Annotated in this window: 31 protein-coding genes and 1 pseudogene; 15 read left to right on the top strand and 17 right to left on the bottom strand. The window is 57.5% G+C overall.

Annotated features, from left to right (window positions below):
- Positions 1–10 precede the first annotated feature (10 nt).
- Positions 11–1291 (top strand): NAD(P)/FAD-dependent oxidoreductase, encoded by a 1281-nt coding sequence (locus FOT55_RS09460; RefSeq protein WP_025302550.1) that lies wholly within the window; start codon positions 11–13, stop codon positions 1289–1291.
- A gap of 44 nt (positions 1292–1335) precedes the next feature.
- On the opposite strand, the gene budC is transcribed toward FOT55_RS09460, so the two are convergent.
- The gene (gene budC / locus FOT55_RS09455; protein ID WP_025302549.1) at positions 1336–2091 is read right to left on the bottom strand and encodes a meso-2,3-butanediol dehydrogenase; all 756 of its coding nucleotides are present in this window, start codon (positions 2089–2091) and stop codon (positions 1336–1338) included.
- Between the two features lie 315 nt (positions 2092–2406).
- Positions 2407–2835 (bottom strand): universal stress protein, encoded by a 429-nt coding sequence (locus FOT55_RS09450; RefSeq protein WP_025302548.1) that lies wholly within the window; start codon positions 2833–2835, stop codon positions 2407–2409.
- A gap of 253 nt (positions 2836–3088) precedes the next feature.
- Between FOT55_RS09450 and FOT55_RS09445 the strand changes: the two genes are divergently transcribed.
- The gene (locus tag FOT55_RS09445; protein WP_016928046.1) at positions 3089–3766 is read left to right on the top strand and encodes an isochorismatase family protein; all 678 of its coding nucleotides are present in this window, start codon (positions 3089–3091) and stop codon (positions 3764–3766) included.
- 213 nt (positions 3767–3979) lie between these two features.
- On the opposite strand, the pseudogene FOT55_RS09440 reads toward FOT55_RS09445, so the two are convergent.
- Positions 3980–4057: pseudogene (locus tag FOT55_RS09440) on the bottom strand.
- A 114-nt stretch (positions 4058–4171) separates the two neighbouring features.
- Positions 4172–4384, bottom strand: coding sequence for a transcription antiterminator/RNA stability regulator CspE (cspE, locus tag FOT55_RS09435; RefSeq protein ID WP_025302547.1), 213 nt, complete (start codon positions 4382–4384; stop codon positions 4172–4174).
- 376 nt (positions 4385–4760) lie between these two features.
- Here cspE and FOT55_RS09430 point away from each other — a divergent pair, with 376 nt between their 5' ends.
- Complete coding sequence (locus tag FOT55_RS09430) at positions 4761–5378, top strand: LysE family translocator (RefSeq protein WP_060432916.1); 618 nt, start codon at positions 4761–4763, stop codon at positions 5376–5378.
- On the opposite strand, the gene FOT55_RS09425 is transcribed toward FOT55_RS09430, so the two are convergent.
- Both FOT55_RS09425 and FOT55_RS25585 read right to left on the bottom strand, forming a co-directional pair.
- On the bottom strand, positions 5368–6012 hold the full coding sequence (locus FOT55_RS09425; protein WP_025302545.1) for a Qnr family pentapeptide repeat protein: 645 nt from the start codon (positions 6010–6012) through the stop codon (positions 5368–5370). The genes FOT55_RS09430 and FOT55_RS09425 overlap by 11 nt on opposite strands.
- A gap of 75 nt (positions 6013–6087) precedes the next feature.
- The gene (locus FOT55_RS25585) at positions 6088–6594 is read right to left on the bottom strand and encodes a hypothetical protein (RefSeq protein WP_238476100.1); all 507 of its coding nucleotides are present in this window, start codon (positions 6592–6594) and stop codon (positions 6088–6090) included.
- A gap of 214 nt (positions 6595–6808) precedes the next feature.
- On the opposite strand from FOT55_RS25585, the gene FOT55_RS25580 reads away from it, so the two are divergent.
- On the top strand, positions 6809–7132 hold the full coding sequence (locus tag FOT55_RS25580; RefSeq protein WP_238476099.1) for a hypothetical protein: 324 nt from the start codon (positions 6809–6811) through the stop codon (positions 7130–7132).
- Positions 7133–7310: 178 nt separating this feature from the next.
- On the opposite strand, the gene FOT55_RS09415 is transcribed toward FOT55_RS25580, so the two are convergent.
- A complete protein-coding gene (locus FOT55_RS09415; protein WP_004941260.1) occupies positions 7311–7520 on the bottom strand; it encodes a hypothetical protein in 210 nt (69 codons plus the stop codon).
- A gap of 141 nt (positions 7521–7661) precedes the next feature.
- Between FOT55_RS09415 and FOT55_RS09410 the strand changes: the two genes are divergently transcribed.
- Entirely contained in the window at positions 7662–8012 is a 351-nt protein-coding gene (locus FOT55_RS09410; RefSeq protein WP_047575702.1) for a GFA family protein, read from the top strand.
- Between the two features lie 13 nt (positions 8013–8025).
- Here FOT55_RS09410 and FOT55_RS09405 read toward each other — a convergent pair whose 3' ends face one another.
- The 5 genes from FOT55_RS09405 to FOT55_RS09385 all read right to left on the bottom strand — a co-directional run bounded on the left by FOT55_RS09405 (position 8026) and on the right by FOT55_RS09385 (position 12400).
- Positions 8026–9198: a Gfo/Idh/MocA family protein gene (locus tag FOT55_RS09405; RefSeq protein WP_049204205.1), complete on the bottom strand. Its 1173-nt coding sequence runs from the start codon at positions 9196–9198 to the stop codon at positions 8026–8028.
- A 14-nt stretch (positions 9199–9212) separates the two neighbouring features.
- Positions 9213–10136, bottom strand: a complete 924-nt coding sequence (locus FOT55_RS09400) for a TIM barrel protein (RefSeq protein ID WP_099817339.1) — start codon at positions 10134–10136, stop codon at positions 9213–9215.
- Between the two features lie 186 nt (positions 10137–10322).
- Positions 10323–11354, bottom strand: coding sequence for a LacI family DNA-binding transcriptional regulator (locus tag FOT55_RS09395; RefSeq protein ID WP_147823400.1), 1032 nt, complete (start codon positions 11352–11354; stop codon positions 10323–10325).
- A 72-nt stretch (positions 11355–11426) separates the two neighbouring features.
- Positions 11427–11843, bottom strand: coding sequence for a DUF2000 domain-containing protein (locus tag FOT55_RS09390; protein ID WP_004941246.1), 417 nt, complete (start codon positions 11841–11843; stop codon positions 11427–11429).
- A 98-nt stretch (positions 11844–11941) separates the two neighbouring features.
- A complete protein-coding gene (locus tag FOT55_RS09385; protein ID WP_025302539.1) occupies positions 11942–12400 on the bottom strand; it encodes a hypothetical protein in 459 nt (152 codons plus the stop codon).
- Positions 12401–12632: 232 nt separating this feature from the next.
- Between FOT55_RS09385 and FOT55_RS09380 the strand changes: the two genes are divergently transcribed.
- Entirely contained in the window at positions 12633–13844 is a 1212-nt protein-coding gene (locus FOT55_RS09380) for an MFS transporter (RefSeq protein WP_147823399.1), read from the top strand.
- A 64-nt stretch (positions 13845–13908) separates the two neighbouring features.
- On the opposite strand, the gene FOT55_RS25410 is transcribed toward FOT55_RS09380, so the two are convergent.
- Positions 13909–14046, bottom strand: a complete 138-nt coding sequence (locus tag FOT55_RS25410) for a hypothetical protein (RefSeq protein ID WP_162837928.1) — start codon at positions 14044–14046, stop codon at positions 13909–13911.
- Positions 14047–14340: 294 nt separating this feature from the next.
- On the opposite strand from FOT55_RS25410, the gene FOT55_RS09375 reads away from it, so the two are divergent.
- Together FOT55_RS09375 and FOT55_RS09370 are read left to right on the top strand one after the other, a co-directional pair.
- Positions 14341–15456, top strand: a complete 1116-nt coding sequence (locus FOT55_RS09375; RefSeq protein WP_141997861.1) for an AI-2E family transporter — start codon at positions 14341–14343, stop codon at positions 15454–15456.
- 92 nt (positions 15457–15548) lie between these two features.
- Positions 15549–15761: a hypothetical protein gene (locus tag FOT55_RS09370; protein WP_099817336.1), complete on the top strand. Its 213-nt coding sequence runs from the start codon at positions 15549–15551 to the stop codon at positions 15759–15761.
- Here FOT55_RS09370 and FOT55_RS09365 read toward each other — a convergent pair.
- Positions 15758–16177: a GNAT family N-acetyltransferase gene (locus FOT55_RS09365; protein WP_147823398.1), complete on the bottom strand. Its 420-nt coding sequence runs from the start codon at positions 16175–16177 to the stop codon at positions 15758–15760. The genes FOT55_RS09370 and FOT55_RS09365 overlap by 4 nt on opposite strands.
- A gap of 145 nt (positions 16178–16322) precedes the next feature.
- Here FOT55_RS09365 and FOT55_RS09360 point away from each other — a divergent pair, with 145 nt between their 5' ends.
- Entirely contained in the window at positions 16323–16613 is a 291-nt protein-coding gene (locus FOT55_RS09360) for a hypothetical protein (RefSeq protein ID WP_025302534.1), read from the top strand.
- Between the two features lie 168 nt (positions 16614–16781).
- Positions 16782–17318, top strand: a complete 537-nt coding sequence (locus tag FOT55_RS09355; RefSeq protein WP_147823397.1) for a GNAT family N-acetyltransferase — start codon at positions 16782–16784, stop codon at positions 17316–17318.
- Between the two features lie 116 nt (positions 17319–17434).
- On the opposite strand, the gene tolA is transcribed toward FOT55_RS09355, so the two are convergent.
- Entirely contained in the window at positions 17435–17875 is a 441-nt protein-coding gene (tolA, locus tag FOT55_RS09350; protein WP_060433870.1) for a cell envelope integrity protein TolA, read from the bottom strand.
- A 346-nt stretch (positions 17876–18221) separates the two neighbouring features.
- Between tolA and FOT55_RS09345 the strand changes: the two genes are divergently transcribed.
- The 3 genes from FOT55_RS09345 (at position 18222) to uspF (ending at position 19363) form a co-directional block, all read left to right on the top strand.
- Positions 18222–18455: a YgdI/YgdR family lipoprotein gene (locus tag FOT55_RS09345; RefSeq protein ID WP_019454814.1), complete on the top strand. Its 234-nt coding sequence runs from the start codon at positions 18222–18224 to the stop codon at positions 18453–18455.
- A 12-nt stretch (positions 18456–18467) separates the two neighbouring features.
- Positions 18468–18695 carry a YgdI/YgdR family lipoprotein gene (locus FOT55_RS09340; protein ID WP_025302531.1) on the top strand — a complete coding sequence of 76 codons (228 nt, stop codon included), beginning with the start codon at positions 18468–18470 and terminating at the stop codon, positions 18693–18695.
- Between the two features lie 218 nt (positions 18696–18913).
- Complete coding sequence (gene uspF, locus FOT55_RS09335) at positions 18914–19363, top strand: universal stress protein UspF (RefSeq protein WP_049204198.1); 450 nt, start codon at positions 18914–18916, stop codon at positions 19361–19363.
- A 345-nt stretch (positions 19364–19708) separates the two neighbouring features.
- Here uspF and FOT55_RS09330 read toward each other — a convergent pair whose 3' ends face one another.
- The gene (locus FOT55_RS09330) at positions 19709–20608 is read right to left on the bottom strand and encodes an HNH endonuclease (RefSeq protein ID WP_147823396.1); all 900 of its coding nucleotides are present in this window, start codon (positions 20606–20608) and stop codon (positions 19709–19711) included.
- Between the two features lie 210 nt (positions 20609–20818).
- Positions 20819–22072, bottom strand: coding sequence for an NADP-dependent isocitrate dehydrogenase (gene icd / locus FOT55_RS09325; RefSeq protein ID WP_015377612.1), 1254 nt, complete (start codon positions 22070–22072; stop codon positions 20819–20821).
- A 131-nt stretch (positions 22073–22203) separates the two neighbouring features.
- Here icd and rluE point away from each other — a divergent pair, with 131 nt between their 5' ends.
- Both rluE and FOT55_RS09315 read left to right on the top strand, forming a co-directional pair.
- Positions 22204–22830: a 23S rRNA pseudouridine(2457) synthase RluE gene (gene rluE / locus FOT55_RS09320; protein ID WP_025302528.1), complete on the top strand. Its 627-nt coding sequence runs from the start codon at positions 22204–22206 to the stop codon at positions 22828–22830.
- A gap of 22 nt (positions 22831–22852) precedes the next feature.
- A complete protein-coding gene (locus FOT55_RS09315) occupies positions 22853–23191 on the top strand; it encodes a lysozyme inhibitor LprI family protein (RefSeq protein WP_025302527.1) in 339 nt (112 codons plus the stop codon).
- Positions 23192–23195: the final 4 nt, after the last annotated feature.

Below are 23195 nucleotides of genomic sequence, written 5' to 3'. Positions count from 1 at the left end.
GGCTTATCTCATGACTGAACACGTAAAAAGCTACTATGCGGCCACGGCCAACGCACATCAGCCCTATCCGCAACTGAATGAATCGATCGAATGCGACGTCTGCGTGATCGGCGGCGGCTATACCGGCCTCTCCTCCGCGCTGTTCCTGGTGGAAGCCGGCTATAACGTGGTGGTGCTGGAAGCGGCGCGCATCGGTTTCGGCGCCAGCGGCCGCAACGGCGGCCAGTTGGTCAACTCTTACAGCCGCGACATCGATGTGATTGAAGAGCGTTACGGCGCGGAAAGCGCCCGCCTGCTCGGCAGCATGATGTTCGAAGGCGCGGAGATCATTCGCAGCCGCATCAGCCGCTACGCCATCGACTGCGACTACCGCCCCGGCGGCATCTTCGCCGCCCTGAACAACAAGCAGTTCCATGCGCTGATCGAGCAAAAGCGCAACTGGGAGCGCTACGGCAATACCCAGCTCGAGCTGCTCGATGCGGATCGGGTGCGTCAGGAGGTCGCCAGCGATCGCTACGTCGGCGCGCTGCTCGATCACAGCGGCGGCCACATCCATCCGCTCAATCTGGCGCTGGGCGAGGCCGAGGCGATCCGCCTGCAGGGTGGGCGCATCTTCGAGCAATCGGCGGTGACGAACATTCGCCACGGTGAACCGGCGCTCATCAGCACCGCCAACGGCCAGGTGAAGGCGCGCTTCGTCATCGTCGCCGGCAACGCCTACCTGGGCGATAAGCTGGAGCCGCGGCTGGCCAAGCGCAGCATGCCGTGCGGCACTCAGGTGGTGACCACCGAACCGCTGGCGCCGGAGATCGCGCAGGCGCTGATCCCGCAGAATTACTGCGTGGAGGACTGCAACTACCTGCTGGATTACTACCGCATCACCGCCGATCATCGTCTGCTGTACGGCGGCGGCGTGGTATACGGCGCGCGCGATCCGGACGATATCGATAACCTGATCCGGCCGAAGCTGCTGAAGACCTTCCCACAGCTGAAAGGGGTGCGCATCGACTATCGTTGGACCGGCAACTTCCTGCTGACGCTGTCGCGCATGCCGCAGTTTGGCCGGCTGGAGAATAACGTGTACTACATGCAGGGCTACAGCGGCCACGGCGTGACCTGCACCCATCTGGCGGGCAAGCTGATCGCCGAGCTGATGCGCGGCGACGCCGAACGCTTCGACGCCTTCGCCAAGCTGCCGCACCTGCCGTTCTTCGGTGGACGCAATCTGCAGATCCCGTTCACCGCCATCGGCGCGGCCTACTACACGCTGCGCGACCGCATCGGCGTCTAAAAACAACAGGCCCGGTCATCCTGGCCGGGCCGGTAGGTTAACGCTTAGACGATCTTCGGTTGGCCGTCCGAGGCGGTCGCCCCGCCATCGACCGGAATGTTGGCGCCATTGATAAAGCTGGCGTCGTCGCTGGCCAGAAACGCCATCACCGCCGCCACTTCTTCCGGCTCCGCCGCACGCCCCAGCGCGATGCGCTCATTGAACTTGTCGCGGATCTCCTGCGGCCAGCCGTTGGTCATGTTGGTTTTGACCAGGCTCGGGCAGACCGAGTTGATGCGCACGCCGTCACCGCCGTGATCCAGCGCCATGGCGCGCGTCAGGTTGACCACCGCGCCTTTCGCCGCGCAGTAATAGGCCGCACCCCAGTCGCCACCCAGGCCGGACACCGACGCGGTATTGACGATACAGCCCTTGGTTTTCAGCAGGTGCGGCAAGGCAAATTTGGAACAGAACACCACGCCATCGATATCGACCCCGGCGATGCGGCGCCAGTCGTCGACGCTGGTTTCCAGCACGCTGCCCGCCACGTGTACGCCGGCGTTGTTCAGCAGGACGTCGATGCGGCCCAGTTTTTCCGCCACCTCGTTCATCATTTTTTCAACCGCGACGTGATCGGAAACATCGATATGCACCGCCATCGCGCGGCCCTTCGGCAGCGAAGCGGCGACCTTGTCTACCGCTTCCTTGGCCCAGTCGGCCAGCACCACGATGGCGCCCTCGGCGGAGAAACGCCGCGCCGCCGCTTCCCCCATACCATTGCCCGCACCGGTGATAACCACGACTTTATTGTCAAAACGCATGAGACCTCCTCCATGTGAACGTATTTATATAAGTCATACAAATCTCATTACCCCGAGGATAAGACGCCCCTCCCCAGAGAACCAGTCAAAACGTGCGGTTTATTAACCAAAAGGAGGTATGTCAGTGATTTCAATGCGCTGGATTAACCTTTATCGGATTTTGGCCAACATATTGATGGATAAAATAAAATCACGGTGAGTCACTATTCGTCAGGCGGATTGTCAGCTAGCGGGATTATTGCGGGTAGGCGGTTATGGCTGCTCAGAGATAAGCGATACGAATGAAAAAAGGCAGCCGCCCGCAGGCGGCGGCGACTATTTTTTCTCGATGGGGACAACCAGCAGATCGACGTTCAACTCATTGATCGCCTGACGCGCCGAAGAAACCAGCCGGCTCCAGACATCGTGGTGATGGCCGAAGATCACCAGATCGAACCCTTTCTCTTTCGCCACCCGGTTCAGCTCTTCCGTCAACGCGCCACGGCTGACGATCACCTCTTCGACCGGATACGACGACTGCCCTTTGATCGCATTGAGCATATTCTTCACCCGCTCCGAAAAGGTGCGATCGGTGTAGTTGTAATCTCCCACGCCCAGATCGACGTAATAGCCGGCGCGGTGGATGTCGATATAGATCAGGGAAAGTTTGGCATGGAGCGCGGCAGCCAGCCTGGCGCCCTTGCCCAGCAGAAACTCGGCGTCTTCGCTGAGATCCGTGGCGACAACGATATGCTGATAAGCCATGACGGTGGCCCTCCGCGTCAAACCCATGAACAGGATGGCGTTCCTTGCCGCATGTTTCTTATGCACCTTAAGTTTAGCCCAGCGCCGAGCCCTTCGCCTGCGTCAAAATCGTTCCATTTATGGAACGATGTATCCCGACTTCAGGCTCTACCGGATTTCTCTCTTCTCCCTACACTGTAGGCAAGTGCTGAGTTTCAGCCTTATCAATCAAAGAAGATACCCACTGACCTCACGACGAGAAAAGGAAAACACCATGAGCACTCCAGCCAACTTCAACGGCCAGCGTCCTGTTATTGATGCCAATGACGCGGTCATGCTCCTGATCGACCACCAGAGCGGCCTGTTCCAGACCGTCGCCGATATGCCGATGACCGAGCTGCGCGCCCGCGCCGCCGCCCTGGCCAGCATCGCTACCCTCAGCAAACTGCCGGTGATCACCACCGCCTCGGTGCCGCAGGGCCCCAACGGCCCGCTGATCCCGGAAATTCACCAGAATGCGCCGCACGCGCAGTACGTCGCCCGTAAAGGGGAAATCAACGCCTGGGACAACCCTGACTTCGTAGCGGCGGTCAAGGCCACCGGCCGCAAGACCCTGATCATCGCCGGCACCATCACCAGCGTCTGCATGGCCTTTCCGTCCATCAGCGCGGTGGCCGAAGGCTATAAGGTCTTTGCGGTGATCGACGCCTCCGGCACCTACTCGAAAATGGCGCAGGAAATCACCCTGGCGCGCGTGGTGCAGGCCGGCGTGGTGCCGATCGACACCGCCGGCGTCGCCTCCGAGCTGCAGGGCAGCTGGAACCGCGCCGACGCTCAGCAATGGGCCGAGGTTTACACCAAAATCTTCCCGGCCTATCAGCTGTTGATCGAGAGCTACCTCAAGGCGCAGGACGTGGTGAAAAACAACGAACTGCTGGACTCGCAGCGTTAAAATCGCGGGCATAAAAAACCCCGGCTAAGGCCGGGGCTATTGATCATGTGCCGGTGGCTTTCCCGGCTGTCATGTTATGGCGTAAGCGTCCATCCAACACTCCAACATTACGCAGCCTAAGCACAACTTTTTCACAACAGAAAAAAAGACTGAAAAGTGGCATTATTATTTATGCGATAATCTGTTTTTCTGTTGCCAATAATAATTAATTATTGGAACGTCATCGAGGAATCGAACCCCAGTCCGCCAACGAATATTTCGCTGCCGCTCTTCCTGCTGAGCTAATGACGTATCGATAAAGACTCCGGGCGAACCCGGAGTTTATTCAGGCTAAAGGTGTTATTTCTTAACTGCTCCGGCTTAAACCCTCATCGCTGTCGTAAGAAACCGCACCTCGACCGAAAATTACAACGCGACCACGTTGCCGGCAGAAGGCCCCTTCATACCCTTTTCGATAGTGAACTCAACCTGTTGGCCTTCGTCCAGCGTTTTGAAATCGTTGCTCTGGATAGCAGAGAAGTGTACGAACACGTCTTTGCCGCCGTCTGCCGGGGTGATAAAGCCGAAGCCTTTCCCTGCATCAAACCATTTTACCAAACCCGTCATTTTAGTAGACATAGAGATATTTCCTTTATATTTTTGCGACGCCATAGGGCGATAGAGGTCTGTTTTTATTGGAAACTTATGGGGCACTAGAGAAGAAAATTCGCGGAAGAAGAGGTATCTGGGAGATATCACTAACACTTAGAACTGCTTTACTAAAACTGCTTTCATAAGGTCTGTATGACAAACCGATGACGCTATTTACACACAGCTAATTTATTTAAGCAAGATATATTTTAAATTATATTCATATGGCTCATAAATTTATTATCGCAAAAGGCCGCTGACGCCTGTCGCTACGGGCAGGTAAAAAAAGGTTTCACCCTGCTGGATCATATCGGCGATTCATTATAAAACTAAGGCTAACTCGCTGCTTACAGGCCATTAACCGATGATCGATATGCCAGCCGTGCTCGCCGTTTTCACCGTCTATATCGTTGGCGTGGTGATCCCCGGCCCCAATTTTGTCGCCGTCGCCCACAAAGCCGTTTCCGCGCGCCGCAGCGAGGCTTTCGCTCTGGTGGCGGGCATTGTCTTGGTCAACCTGTTCTGGGCGAGCAGCGCCCTGCTCGGCGTCGGTATAATTTTCGCCTTGTTCCCCTGGTTGGCGCTAGCGGTAAAAGTGGCCGGCGCCGGCTATTTACTGTGGTTCGGCTATCGGCTTATCGCCCAGGCGGCGCCTTCTTCCGGCCCCTCCACGGTGACCGGGAAAAGCGGTTTTCGCGTCGCCTTTCTGCAGGGCATCGCCACCAACATCGCCAATCCCAAATCCATTGCGTTTTACGCCGCCGTCTTCTCATCAGCGGCGCCCGCCCATGTTTCTACGCCGACCTTCCTCGCCATGCTGTTGGAAGTCGCGGTGATAGCCAGCTTGTGGTACGGGTTGGTGGCGCTGGTGTTGTCGCACGCCCCTGTCGCCGGCGCCTACCGCCGCAGCAAGGCTTGGATCGATCGCGCCTGCGGCACGTTGATCATCGTACTGGGGCTGCGGCAGCTGCTCAGCCGATGATCGCGATCCCGAGCCGCTCCAACAGCTGCGCGGCCTGGTGGCTGTCCATTTTGACGCCCTGCAGATCGGTAGTGCGCAAATCCAACTCGCCCAGTTCCGCGTTGCTCAAATCACACTGGGTGACGTCGGCGGCACGCCAGTCGAAACCGGAGAATTCGCCGCCGGACAGATCGGAGCCGCTGAAGCTGGCGCCGAGCACCTGTGCGCCGTGCCAGCGGTTTTCCCACAGCTCGCATTTCTCCAGCACCACCTTGGCGAAGTTGGCATAGCTCAGGTTGCTTTTGGTGATATAGGCGCTGCAAAACCAGGTGCGGCTGGTGATCATGTTCATAAAGCTGGTGCCGCGAAAATCGGCGCCCTGCGCGCGGCATTCGCGGATCTCGATGCCCAACGCGTTGGCATGACGAAAATCGGCCATCGATAAATCACAGCTTTTAAAACTCGCGTCTTTCAGTATCGCGCGGCTGAAGTTGCCGCCCTGTCGGCTGTCGCGGTCGTAGAACTGGCAGCCGATAAATTCGGTGCCGGTCAGATCGGCACCCGAAAAATCACACAGCATAAAGCTGCCGTTTTCAATCTTCTCGCCGGTAAAGCGGTTACGTTCGATCTTCTCACCCTTCAGCGCCAGGCTCATTGCAATACCCCTGTTTATTTATACAGCCAGGGCAGCATTTAATCCTATTCCGACAGGGTTGGCAACCGTCGTCGATCAGCGTGCCTCAGCCGCAGGCCGTGCTAACGCCACCTTGACGATGCTGAACGTCCTGATGCTCTCCGCCTGAGCGACATCAGCAAACAGTTTGGGGTAACGGGAGTTGACCACCCACACCTCGCCATCGCGCAACGCGGCGCCGGTCGGCCCATCCAATCCCGGCGGCGTGGCGACCGCGGCGACATAGGCGCTGGCCCAGCCGTCGGCCGAGGCGAGCAGCGTCACGTCGCCGGACATGCTCCCCTTTTCAGCCGGAAAAGACTGTACGATCACCAATTCGTTGGCGTTTTTGAGCCGCAGCCCGTCCGGCCCTTTCAGCCGATGCGGCAGCCTGATTTCACTTATCGCAGGCGTGTTATCCAGCGTCACCTTCCACAGCAGCCCGCGGGTGTAGTCCGACGCAATCAGGTAGCCATCCGGGTGATACACGATGCCGTTGAGATAAGGCTGTGTGCCCTGCGCAGCGGCGGGTGCGTCGGCGGGCAGCAGAAGCGATGAGCGCACCAGGATCGACACGTGGCGCGTTGCCCGGTCGATCTTGTAAATCTGCGGCTGGAAGCTGTCGGTTACGTAGATATTTCCCTGCGCATCGAGCGTCAGATCGTTGGCCAGCGTCGGCCCACGGCTTAACGATGAGAGATCGTACGTCTGCTGCAGCGCCGGTATCGAGATTGAACTCCAGCACCTGCGCCACGCGATTGCGCGTGCCAGGGGCTGAATGGAGGGAGACGCCCACGTCTTCGTTGCATACCAGCACCCGGTTGCGCTCGGTGTCCACCAGCATGCCGGAGGTGGTAATCAGTCCCTTGTCGGTGGAAAACCGCCGATAGCGGCCATCCGGGTAGACCAGGCCCAGCTGGCCACCGCGCAGGGAGGAGATCAGGAACGCACCGGCGCGCGGCTCCCAGGCGATGCCCTCAGGGTAGGCGCCGGCGGGATCCGGCGAAAACTCGATGCGTTGCGTGGCCTGCGCCTGCATAACGACGCCGAGAAGCAGTGTGGCGCCGGCCAGCTGGGTGACGCGCCGGCGGTGCGGCAATAAAAAAGAAAAGAGGCTGAAGCGGAACATGAGCATGACCCTGATGATGACTCGGATCGCTAGAGTAGGATCGCGCCGCTCACGGCACCAGCCGGGAAAAAGCAATGCGCTACTAAAAAAATCGCAGTAATCAGCGCAAAAAAAACCGCCCGGTGCGGGCGGTTGAGGTGGCGGCGAACCGTTACTTCAGGGCTTCCTGAATGGCGTCGGCCATCGGGCCGATGTGCTTCTCCGCCGCCTTCAGCTGGAAGTCCACGCCGTTGCCGTCGTTGGTATCCGACAGCGTGGCCTTGATCAGTTCCAGCGCCGCCTGCACCGCCACCAGCCGTTTGTGCTGTTCGTCCGTGACCGGTTCGGCGCCCATATTGGCCGGATAGTAATGTTCTAACATCGCGATCTCCTTTTGATGACGTTAACCTCTAACCTACCAGAAAACCGCGCATTTACTAAGGAAACCAAGCCGGGCGCGGCCGAGTGACGATAAATTGCACTATACTGGGCAAACACTCCCCCCTGATACAGGATCATCGCCATGTCATTCCAGGGAAGCTGCCACTGTGGCGCCGTCACCTTCTCCGTAGACGCCGAACTGCCCACCGAAGCCCTCAGCTGCAACTGTTCTATTTGCCGCCGCAAAGGGCTGCTGCTGTCGTTCTTCCCCATCAGCGCTTTCACGCTCAACAGCGGTCAGGACCAGCTCAGCACTTACACTTTCAATCACCACAGGATCCGCCATCAGTTCTGCCGGACCTGCGGTGCCCAGCCCTTCGCCTACGGAACCGCGCCGGACGGCGCCGCGATGTGCGCCGTTAACCTGCGCTGCGTGCCTGACGTCGCGCTGGATGCGTTACAGATCCACCGCTACGACGGGGCCAGCGTCTGAGCGAATCGCGCACTCAGTCGAAGGCAACCCAGCCGGCGTCGGTTTCAGCGGATTGCACGCAGCGCGCCACCCACTTCACGCCCAGTGCGCCAGCCTGCACGTCCGGGTACCAGAAGTCGGCCAGGAAGGCCGCGTCGCGCCGATCGGTGGCGTCCATCGCCAGCGCGAAGCGGCGGTAGAGATTCGACCAGGCTTCAAACAACCCCTCCGCATGACCGCCGCCGATGCGATCGTCCGCCAACGCCGGCGCATCGAGATACGGCATGCCGCGCTCCAGGATCCGCACCGGCTCGCCCTGCACTTCGAAGCGTAGCTGATTGGGTTGTTCATCCCACCACTCCAGGCTAGCCTTTTCACCGACGATGCGCACCTTTTGACCGTGCATCGAACCGCAGTTGACCGCCGAACACCACACGGAGCCGACGGCGCCGTTGTGATACTCCATCAGCACATAGGCGTTGTCCTCCAACGGCGCGCGCGACGGCACAAAGCTTTGCCGGCTGCAGATCAACCGCCGGATCTTCAGCTGCGGCGCCATGGTTTCCGCCAGAAACAGCGTGTGGGTCGCCAGATCGCCCAGCACATAGCTGGGGCCGACAAAGCGCGGATCGACCCGCCAGCGAGTGCTGGGATTATCCTGCTCCACCGGCGCGGCGTGAAAGCCGTGAGCGAACTGCATATTCACCAGCCGGATTTCCCCCAGACGGCCATCGGCAATCATCTGCCGGGCCTGTAAAATCATCTGGTGCCCGGCATAGCCGTAGGTCACGCCGATGACTTTGCGCTGCCGCTCGCACAACGCCGCCAGCGCCTGCGCCTCATCGACGCTGAAACACAGCGGCTTCTCGCACACCACGTGCAATCCCGCCTCCAGCGCCGCCCGGCAAATGGCGTAATGGGTGTTGTTCGGCGTGGCGATCGAGACCGCTTCGATGCCGTCCGCCCGCGCGGCTTCGGCGCGGAACATTTCGGCATAATCCGCATAACAGCGCTCCGCCGCCACGCCCAGACTCCGGCCAAAATCACGCCCGCGTTCGGCGTCAATGTCGAACGCGCCGGCCAACAGAGTAAACGCACCGTCGCGCAAGGCCGCCGAACGATGGATGTAACCGATCTGGCTGGTGCCGCCGCCGCCGACCATGCCCCAGCGCAACGATCTCGCCAAAGGTTTGCTGCCGTTGATCATCGTGTTTCTCCTGATTAAAAGCCGAGGCCGCGCAAGTAGCGCAAGCTGGCGGTGACGTCCTGCAGGCTGCCCTGCACATTGCGCGGATCGCGTTCCTGCTCGATAGTGATCCAGCCCCGGTATCCGCGCTCGGCCAACAGCGCGCGCAGCTGCGGATAATCGATCGCCCCGCTGCCCAACGGGCACATGACGCCCTCGGCGCAGGCGGTGAAAAAATCGACGCCGCGCGCCAGCACCTCGCGGAACACCTGCGGATCGACGTCTTTGAAGTGCAGATAATCGAGACGTTCAAAGTGCTTGCTCAGCCAGGCCGCCGGATCCAGCCCGGCGTAATACAGATGGCCGGTATCCAGGCACAATCCGGCGGTGTGATGCGGAATGTCCGCCGCCAACCGGTCGATTTCGTCGGCGAACTCGATACAGCCGCCGGCGTGCGGATGCACCACCGGCCGCACGCCGTATTCCCGCCAGGCCAGTTCGCTGATGCGCGTAATGTGCCCGATCATCCTCTGCCACTCGGCCTGCGACAAACGCGGCGCTAAATCTGAGCGCCCGGCGAACCTGGCGCGTTGCGGATTGCCGAAATCGATAATCACCAAGAACGGCGGCGCGGCGCGATCGCCCTCGGTCGGCTCCGCCCTGGGCGCCCGCGAGAGGTTGCGGCATATCCGATGAGTCAGGGCCAGCAAGCGCTCAATGTTCGCCTCGCTGACCAGATCGTCAAAAATCGTGCCGGCCACCAGCGACAGACGATGCTGCTCCAGCGCGGCGCACAGCGCCTCGCTCTGCGTCGGCAAATAGCCCCACGGCCCCAGCTCGATGCTGCGGTAGCCGGCCGCCGACGCTTCTTGCAGAACCGTGGCGTAGGGCGGCAAATGGGGATTGTTTGGGTCATCCACGCCCCAACTGCAGGGCGCATTGGCGATAGGCAAAGTCATGGCGACGGCTCCTTTCTTGCGGGGAATGCCGGCAGTATCAAACAAAAATTCCAAAACCATCAATAATGAAAATTTTATTTTTTGATAGAGATCGCGCTATTTTTGATGAATTATTTGATAGTTTTTAATCAAATTGAGGCGACGCCTGACTGCGCCATGACCTCGGCAAACACCACTCAGCGGCCGTCAGAGGTTTTCTTTGGTGATCACATCGAAGCGATTAATGATGTGGCGTAATCCCGGTTGTTCATCGGCAGCGAGCAGCGTCTCGACAATCGTGGCGGCCAACTCAGAAATGCGGTGACACAGCAACAGATCCACCGTGCCGTCGAGCAGCGCCATTTCACCGCCCTGCACCGGGCCGTGGCACACCAGCGTGATGTCGCGCTGCCGGCCGCTCTCTCGTAACGCCTGAATAATGCCCTCTACACCGCCGCTCGGCGCGTACAGCGCCGCCAGCTCCGGGTGGTTCGCCAGCAGTTCACGCGTGACCCGGCGCGCCGTTTCCGCGTCCTCGAGGCTGCGCACCGGTTCCAGCACACGCTGGCCGCTCATCTGCTCACGCAGGTAGGAGCGAAAACCGATCTCGCAGGCTTCCTGGCAAGTAAAACGGTTGTCGCCGATGATCACGCCAACATCTCCCTGACGCCGGCACAGACGGTCCACCGCCCAACCGGCGGTGCGGCCCGCTTTTTGATTATCCAGACCGATGTAGCCGGCGCGGCTGGGCACCGATAAATCCGACAGCAGCGCGAAAACGTTGATGCCCGCCTGCGTGGCTTCTTCTACGGCATAGTGGATCAGGGGGTGATCCAGCGCCAACACGCCGATCGCGTCCACCTGGCGGCTCAATTGGCTAATGGCGGCGGCGGTATCGCCGATGGCATTGAGAGAGTGGAAGATGAACTGCGGCGGCTGCCCCGGCTCATGATACGGCGCCGCTTGCACCATCAGTTCATCAGCCAGTTGCGCATAGAAGGAGTGTTCGCGCCGCAGTAGGATGAACCCCATTCTCAGGCGGCGTTCCGGCCTGCCCAGCACCGCCGACAGGCAGTGGGACTTTTCCAACGCGAACCCCAACTTTTTCGCCGCCTCAATCACCCGGCGCTGGGTGGCGGGCCGCACCGACGCGCGTTGGTTGATCACCCGATCGACGGTGGCGACGCCGACCCGCGCCTCTCTGGCGATGGCCGCCATGGTGGTTTTCTTGCCGCTCATGTTCATCTCCATCAACGATTTGATGGAAAAATATCATAGACGTTGCCGCCCCTGATGTGATGCCGTTCGCGATTAACGGTAGACGGAGAACTTCTTGGTAAGCGGCTTAAGCTGTTCAGTGTCGCCGTAGAGCGCCACCGCCACGAAGTCCAACTGCTCGTAGGGAGTATTGGCGGTGTCGGCGATCTGTTGTTCGGCGGAGTGCGACAGCATGGTGGTGGTGAAGAAGTTGGACAGCACGCCCTCCTCCTTGCACTTGAGGATCAGGTTGCTGAGCTGGCTGCTGTTCTTGGCCTGCAGGATGACGATCGGGTAGTGGCTCATATTAGCGCTGACGCCGTCGAGGCTGCTCGGGTAGTGGTGAAACTCGCGCTGCTCGATAAGATCGGTGATGCCCGCCGTCAGATGGCAGGAGGCGTTAAACAGAGTGGCCGGTTCGTGGTTGCGGTTGAGGATGATGTAGAATTTTTTCTCGTTGTCGCTGTACATACTCTTCTCCTTGAATAGACAACCCTTTTTACCCAAGCCAAGGGCGGTTTTCAAGGCGAGATAAGGGCCGCGTCCGGCCCCGTGATGACGTTTCAGCCTCAGATCCCGCCTTCGCCCGGGCCCAGCGGCTGCGCCACCTGATGCAGCACGGTGATGTTCTGCAGGACAGTGCCGCCGTCAATCGGTTTCATCTGGCCGTCGCGATCTTTATAGTGCGTCGGTTTGGCGCCGTGGAAAAACAGGCCAGCGTTAACCTGCACGCCCAGATAGCCTGCGCTGGCCGGCAGGCGCTGCACGTCGGTCCAGGGGTTGGAAACCGGCACGTACTGGAAGCCCTCGCCCGTCTTGGCGTATAGCGGGCGCAGCAGCGTGACAAAGGCCATCATCGGCGACAGCGCTTCTTTAAAGATCTGCACCGGCCGATCGACCGTCATCAAGAAACCCTGCGGTTGCTCCTCAACCGTGTCGAGGCTCAGGCTGCTGCTGATATCATCACCCCGGCCGCCATAGCTCCACTCCATCACCGGCGCTCCATTTTCATTCATCATCTCTGACATACACTGCTCCTTATAAATAAAATTGATCGGGCACGCTCGCTGCGTGCCGGAACAGTAAACCGCTGAACGGACACCCGCGTCCACGCCGGGTGGTACGCTGGCGAACCAAACAACGAGGTGCGCAAAATAAAGCTCGAAATGAATAATTTCCCCGCGTGACAGCGCAGCATTTGAACGACTTCTGTTGTAGCGCAGACGCATAGTGAGGGCGTTACCGCCTCTGGAGAGTGTTATGACCGCGATTAAACCGGACGCCATCGACCGCGTCCTTCCCGCCGCTACGCCCTGGCTAGCCGTCATCAACGTGCTGTTCGCCGGCATCGCCGCGGCGCTGCACGTAGGTAAGGCCACCATCGCGCTACCGGCGCTGCAGGCCGAATTCGGCCGTTCGCTCGAAACGCTGAGCTGGGTCATCTCGGCCTTTCCTTTCGTCGGGGTGTTCGGCGGCATCGCCGCCGGGCTGCTGGTGCGCCGCTGGGGCGATCGGCGCCTGCTGGCGGCGGGGTTACTGATCGTCAGCGCCGCCAGCTTTACCGGCGCCACGCTGCACGACTTCAACGGATTGATCGTCAGCCGCTTTGTCGAAGGCCTCGGCTTCGTGATCGTGGTGGTCGCCTCGCCGGCGGTGCTGAACCGCATCGTCGCCCCGGCGCAGCGCAGCCTGGTGTTCGGCATCTGGAGCACCTTCATGCCGGCGGGCATCGCCATTTCATTGTTTTTCGGCCCCCATCTCGCCGGCTGGCAACAGAGTTGGCAGGCCGGTGCGGCGTTGACGCTGCTGGCCGCCCTGCTGCTGCCGCTGACCACGCCCCGACGCGCCGCCAAGACGCACGTTCCGCCGTTGCAGCTGCGGCATGCGCTGGGCGCGATGCTGCGGGCACGCCAACCGCTGTTGCTGGCGCTGATGTTCGCCACTTACAACCTGCAGTTTTTCTCGGTGATGACCTTTCTGCCGATCTTCCTGATGCAGCGCATCGGCCTGTCGCTGGCGGCCGCCGGCGGCATCAGCGCAGCGGCGGTGGCGGCGAACATCATCGGCAACCTCGCCGCCGGGTTCTTGCTGTCGCGCGGTCTGCGGGCCGGTAGCCTGCTCGCGGCCACCAGCCTGGTCATCGGCATCTTCGGCATCGGCATTTTCCTGCCGATGACGCCCAACGGCCTGCTGATCCCACTGTGTTTCCTGTTCTGCGCCATCGCTGGCATGCTGCCCGCCACCATTCTGGCCGCCACGCCGGCGGCGACGCCGGAGCCCAAGCTGTTGCCGCTGAGCCTGGGGCTGGTGATGCAAGGGAACTATCTCGGCCAGGTGATCGGCCCGGTCGCGCTGAGCGCCATCGTGGCCGCAGCCGGTTGGGTGGCGCCGGCGTGGCTGGTGCTGGCGGCGGCCCTGTTAGGGGCGCTGTTAGCGCTGGCTTTTCTCAGCAGGCGGCATAATGCAGGGTGATAAGCAGAAAAGTCGTTCTGTTTGTTATAAGCGGTGCTGAATTTTCCCTGGTGCAGGTGCCTGCCTATCGCGAAGGATAAGGCCAATGATGATCGAGACCCGACAATGACAATGCGCCAGTGGCCGCGAAATACACCAGCAGGCCGGCAAAGGCGATCAGTAGCGTTTTCTCGATGACACCGAGTCGTTTGTGTTCAGTCATTTGCATACTCCTTCGTGATATCGGACGAAAGGCCGCCCTCCTAAAAACTAGGAAAGCCTGGCGCAGGCGGCAAGCGCGGCTCACAAAATGAAACACAATCGATAAATTTTGTTAATTATTTAGCCCTCTTTCTTTTCTCGCGCCGCCGCCTGTTCACCCTGCAGCGCCCGCCTTTCCCTTAGTAACCCTATGGTATACGCCGTTAAAAATCCCCTACCGGTTAAGCAAAGGTGATGATAGTGTTGTTTTCATTCAGTTCATCTATGCTGAAAATTCATCTTTTGAGGGACGACTATGATGTCTAAAGGCATTTCCAAGGGATTCTTTATTCTGATCCTGTTCATCGTTACCGCCGCCTTTCTCGACGTGCTGGGGCCTTATTACTCCTCAGTGCTGTGGGCGGTTATTCTGGCGGTGATTTTCCATCCGGTGAAAAAGAAGTTGAAGCAGTACGTCGGCGAACGCAACGGCGTAGTGTCGCTGCTGACGGTGGCGCTGATCTGTCTGATCGTGTTCACGCCGTTGGCGATCATCGCCTCATCGCTGGCGATGGAATTCAACGTGATCTACACCAAGCTGCAAACCAACAACAGCCAATTGCCGACCATGCTGGCGGACTTTATGCGTCACCTGCCCGGCTGGGCGCAGCGCTTCCTGGCGGAGCATAACCTCAACAGCGCCGCCGAGATCCAAAAGCAGCTTTCCGACGTGGCGCTCAAGGGCGGGCAATATCTGGCGGGCAGCGTCTTCCTGATCGGCAAAGGCACCTTCAACTTCGTCGTCGGCTTCGGCGTGATGCTCTACCTGCTGTTCTTCCTGCTGAAAGACGGCCCCTATCTGGTGAACCTGGCGCTCGAAGCGCTGCCGCTCTCCCAGCACGTGAAGCACCACCTGTTCGTGAAGTTCGCCGCCGTCTCCCGCGCCACCGTCAAGGGCACGGTGGTGGTCGCCGTGGTGCAAGGTGCGCTCGGCGGGCTGGCATTTTACTTTACCGGCATCGACGGCAGCCTGCTGTGGGGCGCGCTGATGGCGTTCCTGTCGATCATCCCGGCCGTGGGCTCCGCCATAATCTGGGTGCCGGCGGTGATCTACTTCTTCGCTACCGGCATGCTGTGGAAAGCCATTTTCCTGGTGGTGTTCTTCGTGGTGGTGATCGGCCTGGTGGACAACATTCTGCGCCCGCTGCTGGTAGGCAAAGACACCAAAATGCCGGACTACCTGATCCTGATCTCCACCCTGGGCGGCATGGAGATCTACGGCATCAACGGCTTCGTCATCGGCCCCTTGATCGCCGCGCTGTTCATCGCCTGCTGGAACATCCTGTCCGGCCGCGACAGCGAGGAGAACATCGAAGAGATCGACGAAGAATTCATCGAGGAAGGCAAAAATCATCCCGACGCGGCGGAGTAACCCTCTCGCAGCGAATCACGCCGGGGCCCAATTGGGCCCCTTTTTTGTCTGTGGTATCCTTGCCGCGCTTACAAGGAAGAACGGGTTTCGTTATGCTTATTTTTTACGCCACGCTGGCTATCGCCTTCACTCTGCTGTGCCTGTTAGCCTTTATCTATTGCGCCTATCAGCTGTCAAAACACGGTGACGTCAGGTTTTTGGCCTCGCTTTCCGTGCTGCTCTTCGCGCTGCTGGCCTTCTATGCCGCTTATGGCTACGTCAGCACCTGGCTGCAACAGCAGGCGGTCGATGTCCGGCTGTATTAGCGCAGCGGGATGAAAAAGACCTGCTCCGGGTCGCCGTCATCGAGATTGTCAATTTGGCCGCTGGCGACAAACCCGGCGTTCAACAGCAGCCGCTGCATCGGCAGGTTGGAACGATTGGTGGAGGTGAACAGCTTCGGATGTCGGCAATGGGATTTCAACGCCGCAATCAGCGCCTTCCCGACGCCCCGGCGGCGATAGCGCTCGCCGACCATCAGCATCTCGACAAAGCCGCAGCCGAAGAAGTGATAGTGCAGCACAGCGTAGCCCATCACCACGCCCCGTTCTTCGGCAAGATAGCAGACACTCTGTGCGCACCAGGTGCGGATCTGCGCCGCGCGCTGCGGCTCGCCTTCGGCGACGCTGTCGAGGGCGATCAGGGCTGCGGCATCGGTTTCAGTGGCAAGACGAACACACATGTTTACCCCTCATTCTGATGGGTGACGGCGACACCGCTTCAACGAAACGGCAACCGAAGCGGGATAACTTTTACATCCCCGCCGAATTTTGTAATCCTATTATAGAGTTACTAAAGCACACGCCAAGGAAGGAAAGCATTTCCCGATGAGAATACCGCAAATCTCCGCCGCCCTGCTGTTTACCCTGCTGCTGGCGGGCTGCCAGTTCCACAAAACCGTGTTCCCGCCGCCGTATATCGGCACCCCGCAAGAGATCAGCACCTACGAAGTGAAAGGGCTGACATTCGTCACCACCGTCACCTTCAGCGGCCTGTTCGCCGAAGATCTGGTGCGCGAATACGCACAGAAACATCACTATCGCTACTATGTGGTAACGATGCGCAGCAACGGTTTTAAAGATCGGGCCGAGCGCGTGAGCGCGATGATGTATCGGTAATACCAAACAAGTAGCCGGCGCGTTAAACCCAATGATAAAGTGATTTGCGACAAAGAGCTTGCCCGCACCTTAGCCGTAACCTTGTCATCTGCGCGCCAAGACGGGAAATTATCGCTCGTTCTCTCAGGGTAACATTACGATACGCTGCAACGCAGAAAAGGAACCGTTATGCCTTTACTCCCTGCCGTGCACATCGAAACCGAACGGTTGATATTACGTCCTCACAACCTGGCCGATTTCGATGCCTGGTATGCCATGTTTACAGATAAGGAACTGTTCAAATTTATCAGCGCCCCCAATCTTTCACCTGAAGACGGTTGGAATAGACTACTGCGCTATATTGGCCACTGGTCGGTTTTCGGCTATGGGCTGTTCGCCATATTTCGCAAAGTGGACGGACAGTTCCTGGGCGAGACCGGGTTGGCGGATTTTCATCGGGGTCTGGGCAATGACTTCGATGGGAGCCCTGAAGCCGCATGGATTATTGCCCGGGAGGCCCAAGGTCAGGGAGTCGCGCAAGAAGTGGCTGCCGCAGCGCATCAATGGATTGACAGCACGTTATCACCCGCTCAAACAGTTTGCCTTATCGGTGAAAACAATCGGCCTTCCGTTAAAATAGCTCAACATCTGGGTTACCAAATATTTGGCCAATGCGAATACAAAGGAGCATCTTGCTTAAAACTAAGACGGACAATAAAGACTTAAATCTAAATCCACCAGCCGCACAGGCTGGTGGAAGTCACGTGAACACCTAAATTTTTTACTAAAAGATCCCGCTGCAAAACACTGCGTTATCCCAACCCCTTATTTCATCTAGCTGCTTAAGGACGCAGTTGCAACGTGATAATTTGGAACGCATTATGGGCCCCTGCCGTCGGCGGCTTAGGGAAGCGCGAATCGGCAATTGCCTTCATGGCGGCGCGGCAAAGATCCGGATCGCCTCCTTCAGTTCGAACACCGATTGGCATACCGTCCGGCGCCAGCGTGATACGCAATGTGCAACGCTTGCCCGAGTAGGCTTCGGCATCTTTCAAATGGCTTTGAATCACGGCCTGCAACTGGGCGATATAGCGTTCTTTCTCTTTTCCCGGTGCCGGCGCCTTTGGGTCGCCAAGATTGGCGAAAAGATCGTCAACCTTTTTATTTTCCGGATTGCTTTGGCTGGGGGCTGTACTCTTGGCACACCCCGTTAATGCCAGTGCGAACATTCCCGCCAATAATATGGCGGCGCCGGTTTTGTAGCCTGAATGCGTAATTTTCATATCCCTGTCCTTATGGATGATTATCAGCCAAATCAACGTGGTATTTGACAAGATCCCCGGTCAATACTTATACAGAATTCACGTAAAACCGCCAATGACATCAAGCTCTGGCACGCGGAAAATCGTGAGTAGATGATGATATGAAACCCTAACCCCATCGGCGGGCCGTACGCCTGAAGGCCATGACTTATCGACATCCCTCGGATGGGCAATCATCCCATCAATAAATTAAGAAATTCTTAATTTTTTATCGCATTAAAAGCACTTTTAACGCTAGCAATCTGGAGATTCTGCCTATACTTACTTTCCTGCCATTAAATTCATTTAAGTAACCAGGATGGTAAGTATGAAAAGTAAACGACTCTTTGCCGCGCTTCTTACTGCGACCACGGTGATGTTCATGGCGGGCTGCGCTTCCAATCAGGCGATTAAAACAACGGATGGCAAGACTATTGTCACCGACGGCAAGCCTCAAGTCGATAAAGATACCGGGTTAGTCTCCTACCGAAATGCAGAAACGGGCAAAACGGAACAGATCAATCGAGACCAGATTGCAAACATGAGTGAGTTGGATAACTAAAAGGAGCTTCAAATGAAAAAAGCGCTTGTTCTTCCCGCGATCGCCCTGGTTGCTATCGCCACACTGTCAGGCTGCACACGCACCAGCTACGCTATTCATACCCACGATGGCCGAACGCTCATCAGTGACGGTAAACCGAAAGAAACCTCTGCCGGTTTGCTCGGTTATACCGATGCCAATGGCGTTAAACAGCAAATCAACAAGACGGAAGTCAAAGAGGTTTCAGAGATCCCTCATTAAGGTTCCGATAATCTTAGCCCGCTAAAACCTAGGGAGCCCATGGCTCCCTCCCAACTCAAACACCAACCGTGCCTGCCCGCGTTTAATGAGAACGTCGATAACCACCTGACATTTCAGCAGACAACGTTCTCAGGTTTGCCATACGGATCTCCCCTTTCCCGGCGTCGAACGGCTATAATCCAAGAAGTGGAGTTATTTGATAACGATAAGGAGGGAGTATGTACAAAACTATTTTGGTTCCCGTGGATATTACCGAGCCGGAATTAACACAGCAGGTCATCCCGCATGTCAATGCGCTCGCCAGGCTCGAAGACTCCCACGTCCATTTCCTGGCGGTGATCCCGTCTCGCGCCACCTACGCGGCCTTCGGCTTTGCCGCCACCGCGGCGGTGGAAACCAAAGATGAAACTATTGCGGTAGCGACCGAGGGGCTGGCAAAAGCGGCGAAACAATTCAGCGTTCCCGAGGATAGAGTGACCACCCATGTGGCCGTCGGCGATCCCAAAGATCAGATCCTGGAACTCGCTGATGCGCTTAACGCGGAGATTATTGTGATGGGTTCCAACCGCCCTTCTGCAATGACTTACCTCCTCGGCTCGAATGCCACCGCCGTCGTCCGCCACGCCAATTGCCCGGTGCTGGTCGTGCGTGAATCGGCTAACGTTTGATATCTCTTACTCATTTGAACAATAAAAAACGGGAGCCCTAAGGCTCCCGCTCCCATTCAAGCGCCAAACACGCTTACATGTGTTTAATGATAGCATCGCAAGATTACTAGGCAGCGTTTGAATCTAGAGTGTATGACCAGCGATTTTCAACATTACTGATAACAACATCGATACATGGTCAATGCGATACTATCGGCCATAATCACAGTGACATGCCCCCATGGATTAATACAGCTCGCACTCTAACGAAAGTCCGCTTCTGGCAGAGAACTGCCCATCAGATTGGGATTGGTTCTGTACCGTATCAGGTCTGAACTAATACACTTGAGGGTCCCCCTCAAGCTTTTACTCTTTCTCGAACCCAAACGTCACGCGGTGCCGTTTTAAGTATTTTTTATTCTCCCCAAACAGCCCATCAATTTTTGAGTCCAAGGGAATTTTTAAATCATGAAGCAAACCTGCAAATTCTTTCTTGTGCAATAAGCGTCCATTATCATCAAAACTGATCATGCCCCGGTCGAACAATCTGTCCAGGTTAGGAATCAGGGGGAATCCGTTGTAAGGGTCAACTTTCTCTTTGTCATTTGAGATAGACCACGAAACAATATGAGAAGCGGTTAGCATTGACTCAAGCGCAATGCCGGTGACCGCGCATTTTCCGCCCCACTTCTTAAATAATTTATCGCGGTAGGGGCCGTGACCAACGCGAGCCTGAATGACGGCTGCTTTAGTGCTTCCTCTCGCCTCTTTTACCGTGGCCGTCTGTTTATTGAAGTCTATTGAAACGTTATCGTTAATAAAACTTGCTATCATTTTTGCTGCAGCCTCGGGTATTTCGCACATGTAAGTCTGCGTACAAAACCCGTTTTCAGCAAAAACTGTTGGCCGACTTAACTCATTAAACACACTCAGAAATATGTCACTGAACTGCAAAACATCGATCGGGTGCTCTAAAACGGTCAAATCTACTTCTACTCGGGTACCTTCACGCTCCCACTTATCAAAAGATCGATTAGGTGGCCGCGGTGCATCATCAGCATCGGCTGTAGCAGTCGCTACATAGACAATCTCTCGATCCTTATTACAAAAGATGACGTCACCTGCTTTTACATCCTTCACTGTCTCCCAGGAGGCATTACTAAACTTTTTCCCGTGCTTATTCATGCCATATTGTGGAGCCCAGAGGAAATTTTGTTCTTTAACCTCATTAAAACTGCTACCAATATTTACCCAGAAAAAGCTCATTAACACTCCTTGTAGAATTTTATCTCATGCAAAAAAATGCGGCTGCAGGCAGTTTATCGTCCATTTCATTGCAAAGTTTAGACGCAGCTCAACCTTTAGATCTATACGCTCTAAAGCGCCAAAATGGCCGAGTTTTTATAACCGTTGCAGTTTGAATAATAAAAAACGGGAACCATCTGGCTCCCGTTATCATTTAACGCTAAAACACCATTACATGTGTTTAACGATAGCGTCGCCAAACTCTGAACATTTCAGCAGCTTAGCGCCTTCCATCAGGCGTTCGAAGTCATAGGTCACGGTCTTGGCAGCGATTGCGCCCTCCATGCCTTTAACAATCAGGTCAGCCGCTTCGAACCAACCCATGTGGCGCAACATCATCTCTGCGGACAGGATGATGGAGCCTGGGTTCACTTTGTCCTGGCCGGCGTACTTCGGCGCGGTGCCGTGAGTCGCTTCGAACAGCGCGCAGTCGGAGCCGATGTTGGCGCCCGGCGCGATACCGATGCCGCCAACCTGGGCCGCCAGGGCGTCGGAGATGTAGTCGCCGTTCAGGTTCATACAGGCGATCACGTCGTATTCCGCCGGGCGCAGCAGGATTTGCTGCAGGAAGGCGTCGGCGATCACGTCTTTAACCACGATCTCTTTGCCGGTGTTCGGGTTCTTGATCTTCAGCCATGGGCCGCCGTCGATCAGCTCACCGCCGAACTCTTCGCGCGCCAGCTCATAGCCCCAATCCTTGAAGGCACCTTCGGTGAACTTCATGATGTTGCCTTTGTGAACCAGGGTCACGGAGTCGCGGTCGTTGGTGATGGCGTATTCGATCGCCGCACGCACCAGACGCTTGGTCCCTTCTTCGGAGCATGGCTTCACGCCGATACCGCACTGCTCTGGGAAGCGGATTTTCTTCACGCCCATTTCGTCGCGCAGGAATTTGATCACTTTGTCCGCTTCGGCGGAGCCGGCTTTCCACTCGATGCCGGCGTAGATGTCTTCGGCGTTTTCGCGGAAGATCACCATGTCGGTCAGCTCAGGCTGTTTCACCGGGCTTGGAGTGCCCTGGTAGTAACGCACCGGGCGCAGGCACACGTACAGGTCCAGCTGCTGGCGCAGGGCCACGTTCAGAGAACGGATGCCGCCGCCGACCGGGGTGGTCAGGGGGCCTTTGATGGCGACGCGGTAGTCGCGGATCAGGTCCAGAGTTTCGTCCGGCAGCCACACGTCTTTACCGTAAACGTGGGTAGATTTTTCGCCGGTGTAGATTTCCATCCAGGAGATTTTACGTTCGCCGTGGTAAGCCTTTTTAACGGCCGCATCAACCACGTGGATCATGGCAGGAGTCACGTCAACGCCGATGCCGTCGCCTTCGATGAACGGGATGATCGGGTTATGAGGAACAACCAGTTTACCCTGGGCGTCAACCGTGATTTTTTTACCTTCTGCCGGAACAACTACTTTGCTTTCCATCAACCTCTCCTTCAAGCGCAATTTTGTTAATGCTTTGTAAGATGCGTGTAGATACTACTTGAATATTCGGTCCGCGCCAATCCGAAACGGATTCGGTTATAATGCGCTTATCATCCGTAATCTCAACTGTTATGAAAAAATTCTCTGTTAGAAATCACAACGTTAAACGATTCAGCAAGCCGAATGCCGCCAAACCCGCCGCGCCGAAGGGGCCGCGTCGAATTGTGTTATTCAACAAGCCCTTCGACGTGCTGCCGCAGTTCACCGATGAAGCCGGCCGCGCCACGCTGAAAGAGTACATCCCCTTCCCCGACGTTTACGCCGCCGGGCGTCTGGATCGCGATAGCGAAGGGCTGCTGGTGCTGACCAACGACGGACAGCTGCAGGCGCAGCTCACCCAGCCGGGCAAGCGCACCGGCAAAATCTATTATGTGCAGGTCGAGGGCACGCCGCAGGAGAGCGATCTGGCGCCATTGCGCAGCGGCGTCACGCTGAAAGACGGCCCGACGCTACCCGCCGGTGTTGAGTTGGTGGCCGAGCCTCAGTGGCTATGGCCGCGCAACCCGCCGATCCGCGAGCGTAAATCCATCCCCACCAGTTGGCTGAAAATCACCCTGTTCGAAGGGCGAAACCGCCAGGTGCGTCGCATGACGGCGCATATCGGGTTCCCTACCCTGCGCCTGATTCGCTACAGTATGGGTAATCTTTCGCTGGGTTCACTGCAGCCTGGTGAATGGAAAAGCATCGATTCCCTGTAGACCGATAACTGATGGAGGCGCCATGAAATCCACGCCGATCGCGCTGCTGCTCGCCGCTCTGGCGGCCCCGTTCGCGGCCCAGGCCGCCAGCTTCGACTGCGCCAAGGCAGCAAACCGCGATGAGCAAGCCATCTGCGCCAACCGCACGCTGAACGATTTGGATGTGCAAATGGCCACCAAGTACCAATTCCTGCGCGGCCTGTTCGCCATGGGCGCGCGTGGCGCGATGCAGGACAGCCAGCAGGCCTGGCTGGCAAAACGCCAGCGGTGCGGCGGCGATACCGCCTGCCTGCTGCAAAGTTATCGCACCCGCATCGCCGAGCTGGACGACATCTACCGGCGCATCGACAAACCGCTGTAAGGAG

Origin of the sequence: Serratia bockelmannii (assembly GCF_008011855.1) — a bacterium.
GTDB lineage: Bacteria > Pseudomonadota > Gammaproteobacteria > Enterobacterales > Enterobacteriaceae > Serratia > Serratia bockelmannii.
Note: the sequence above shows the minus strand (reverse complement) of the source record. Positions and strands in the feature narration are given on the sequence as shown.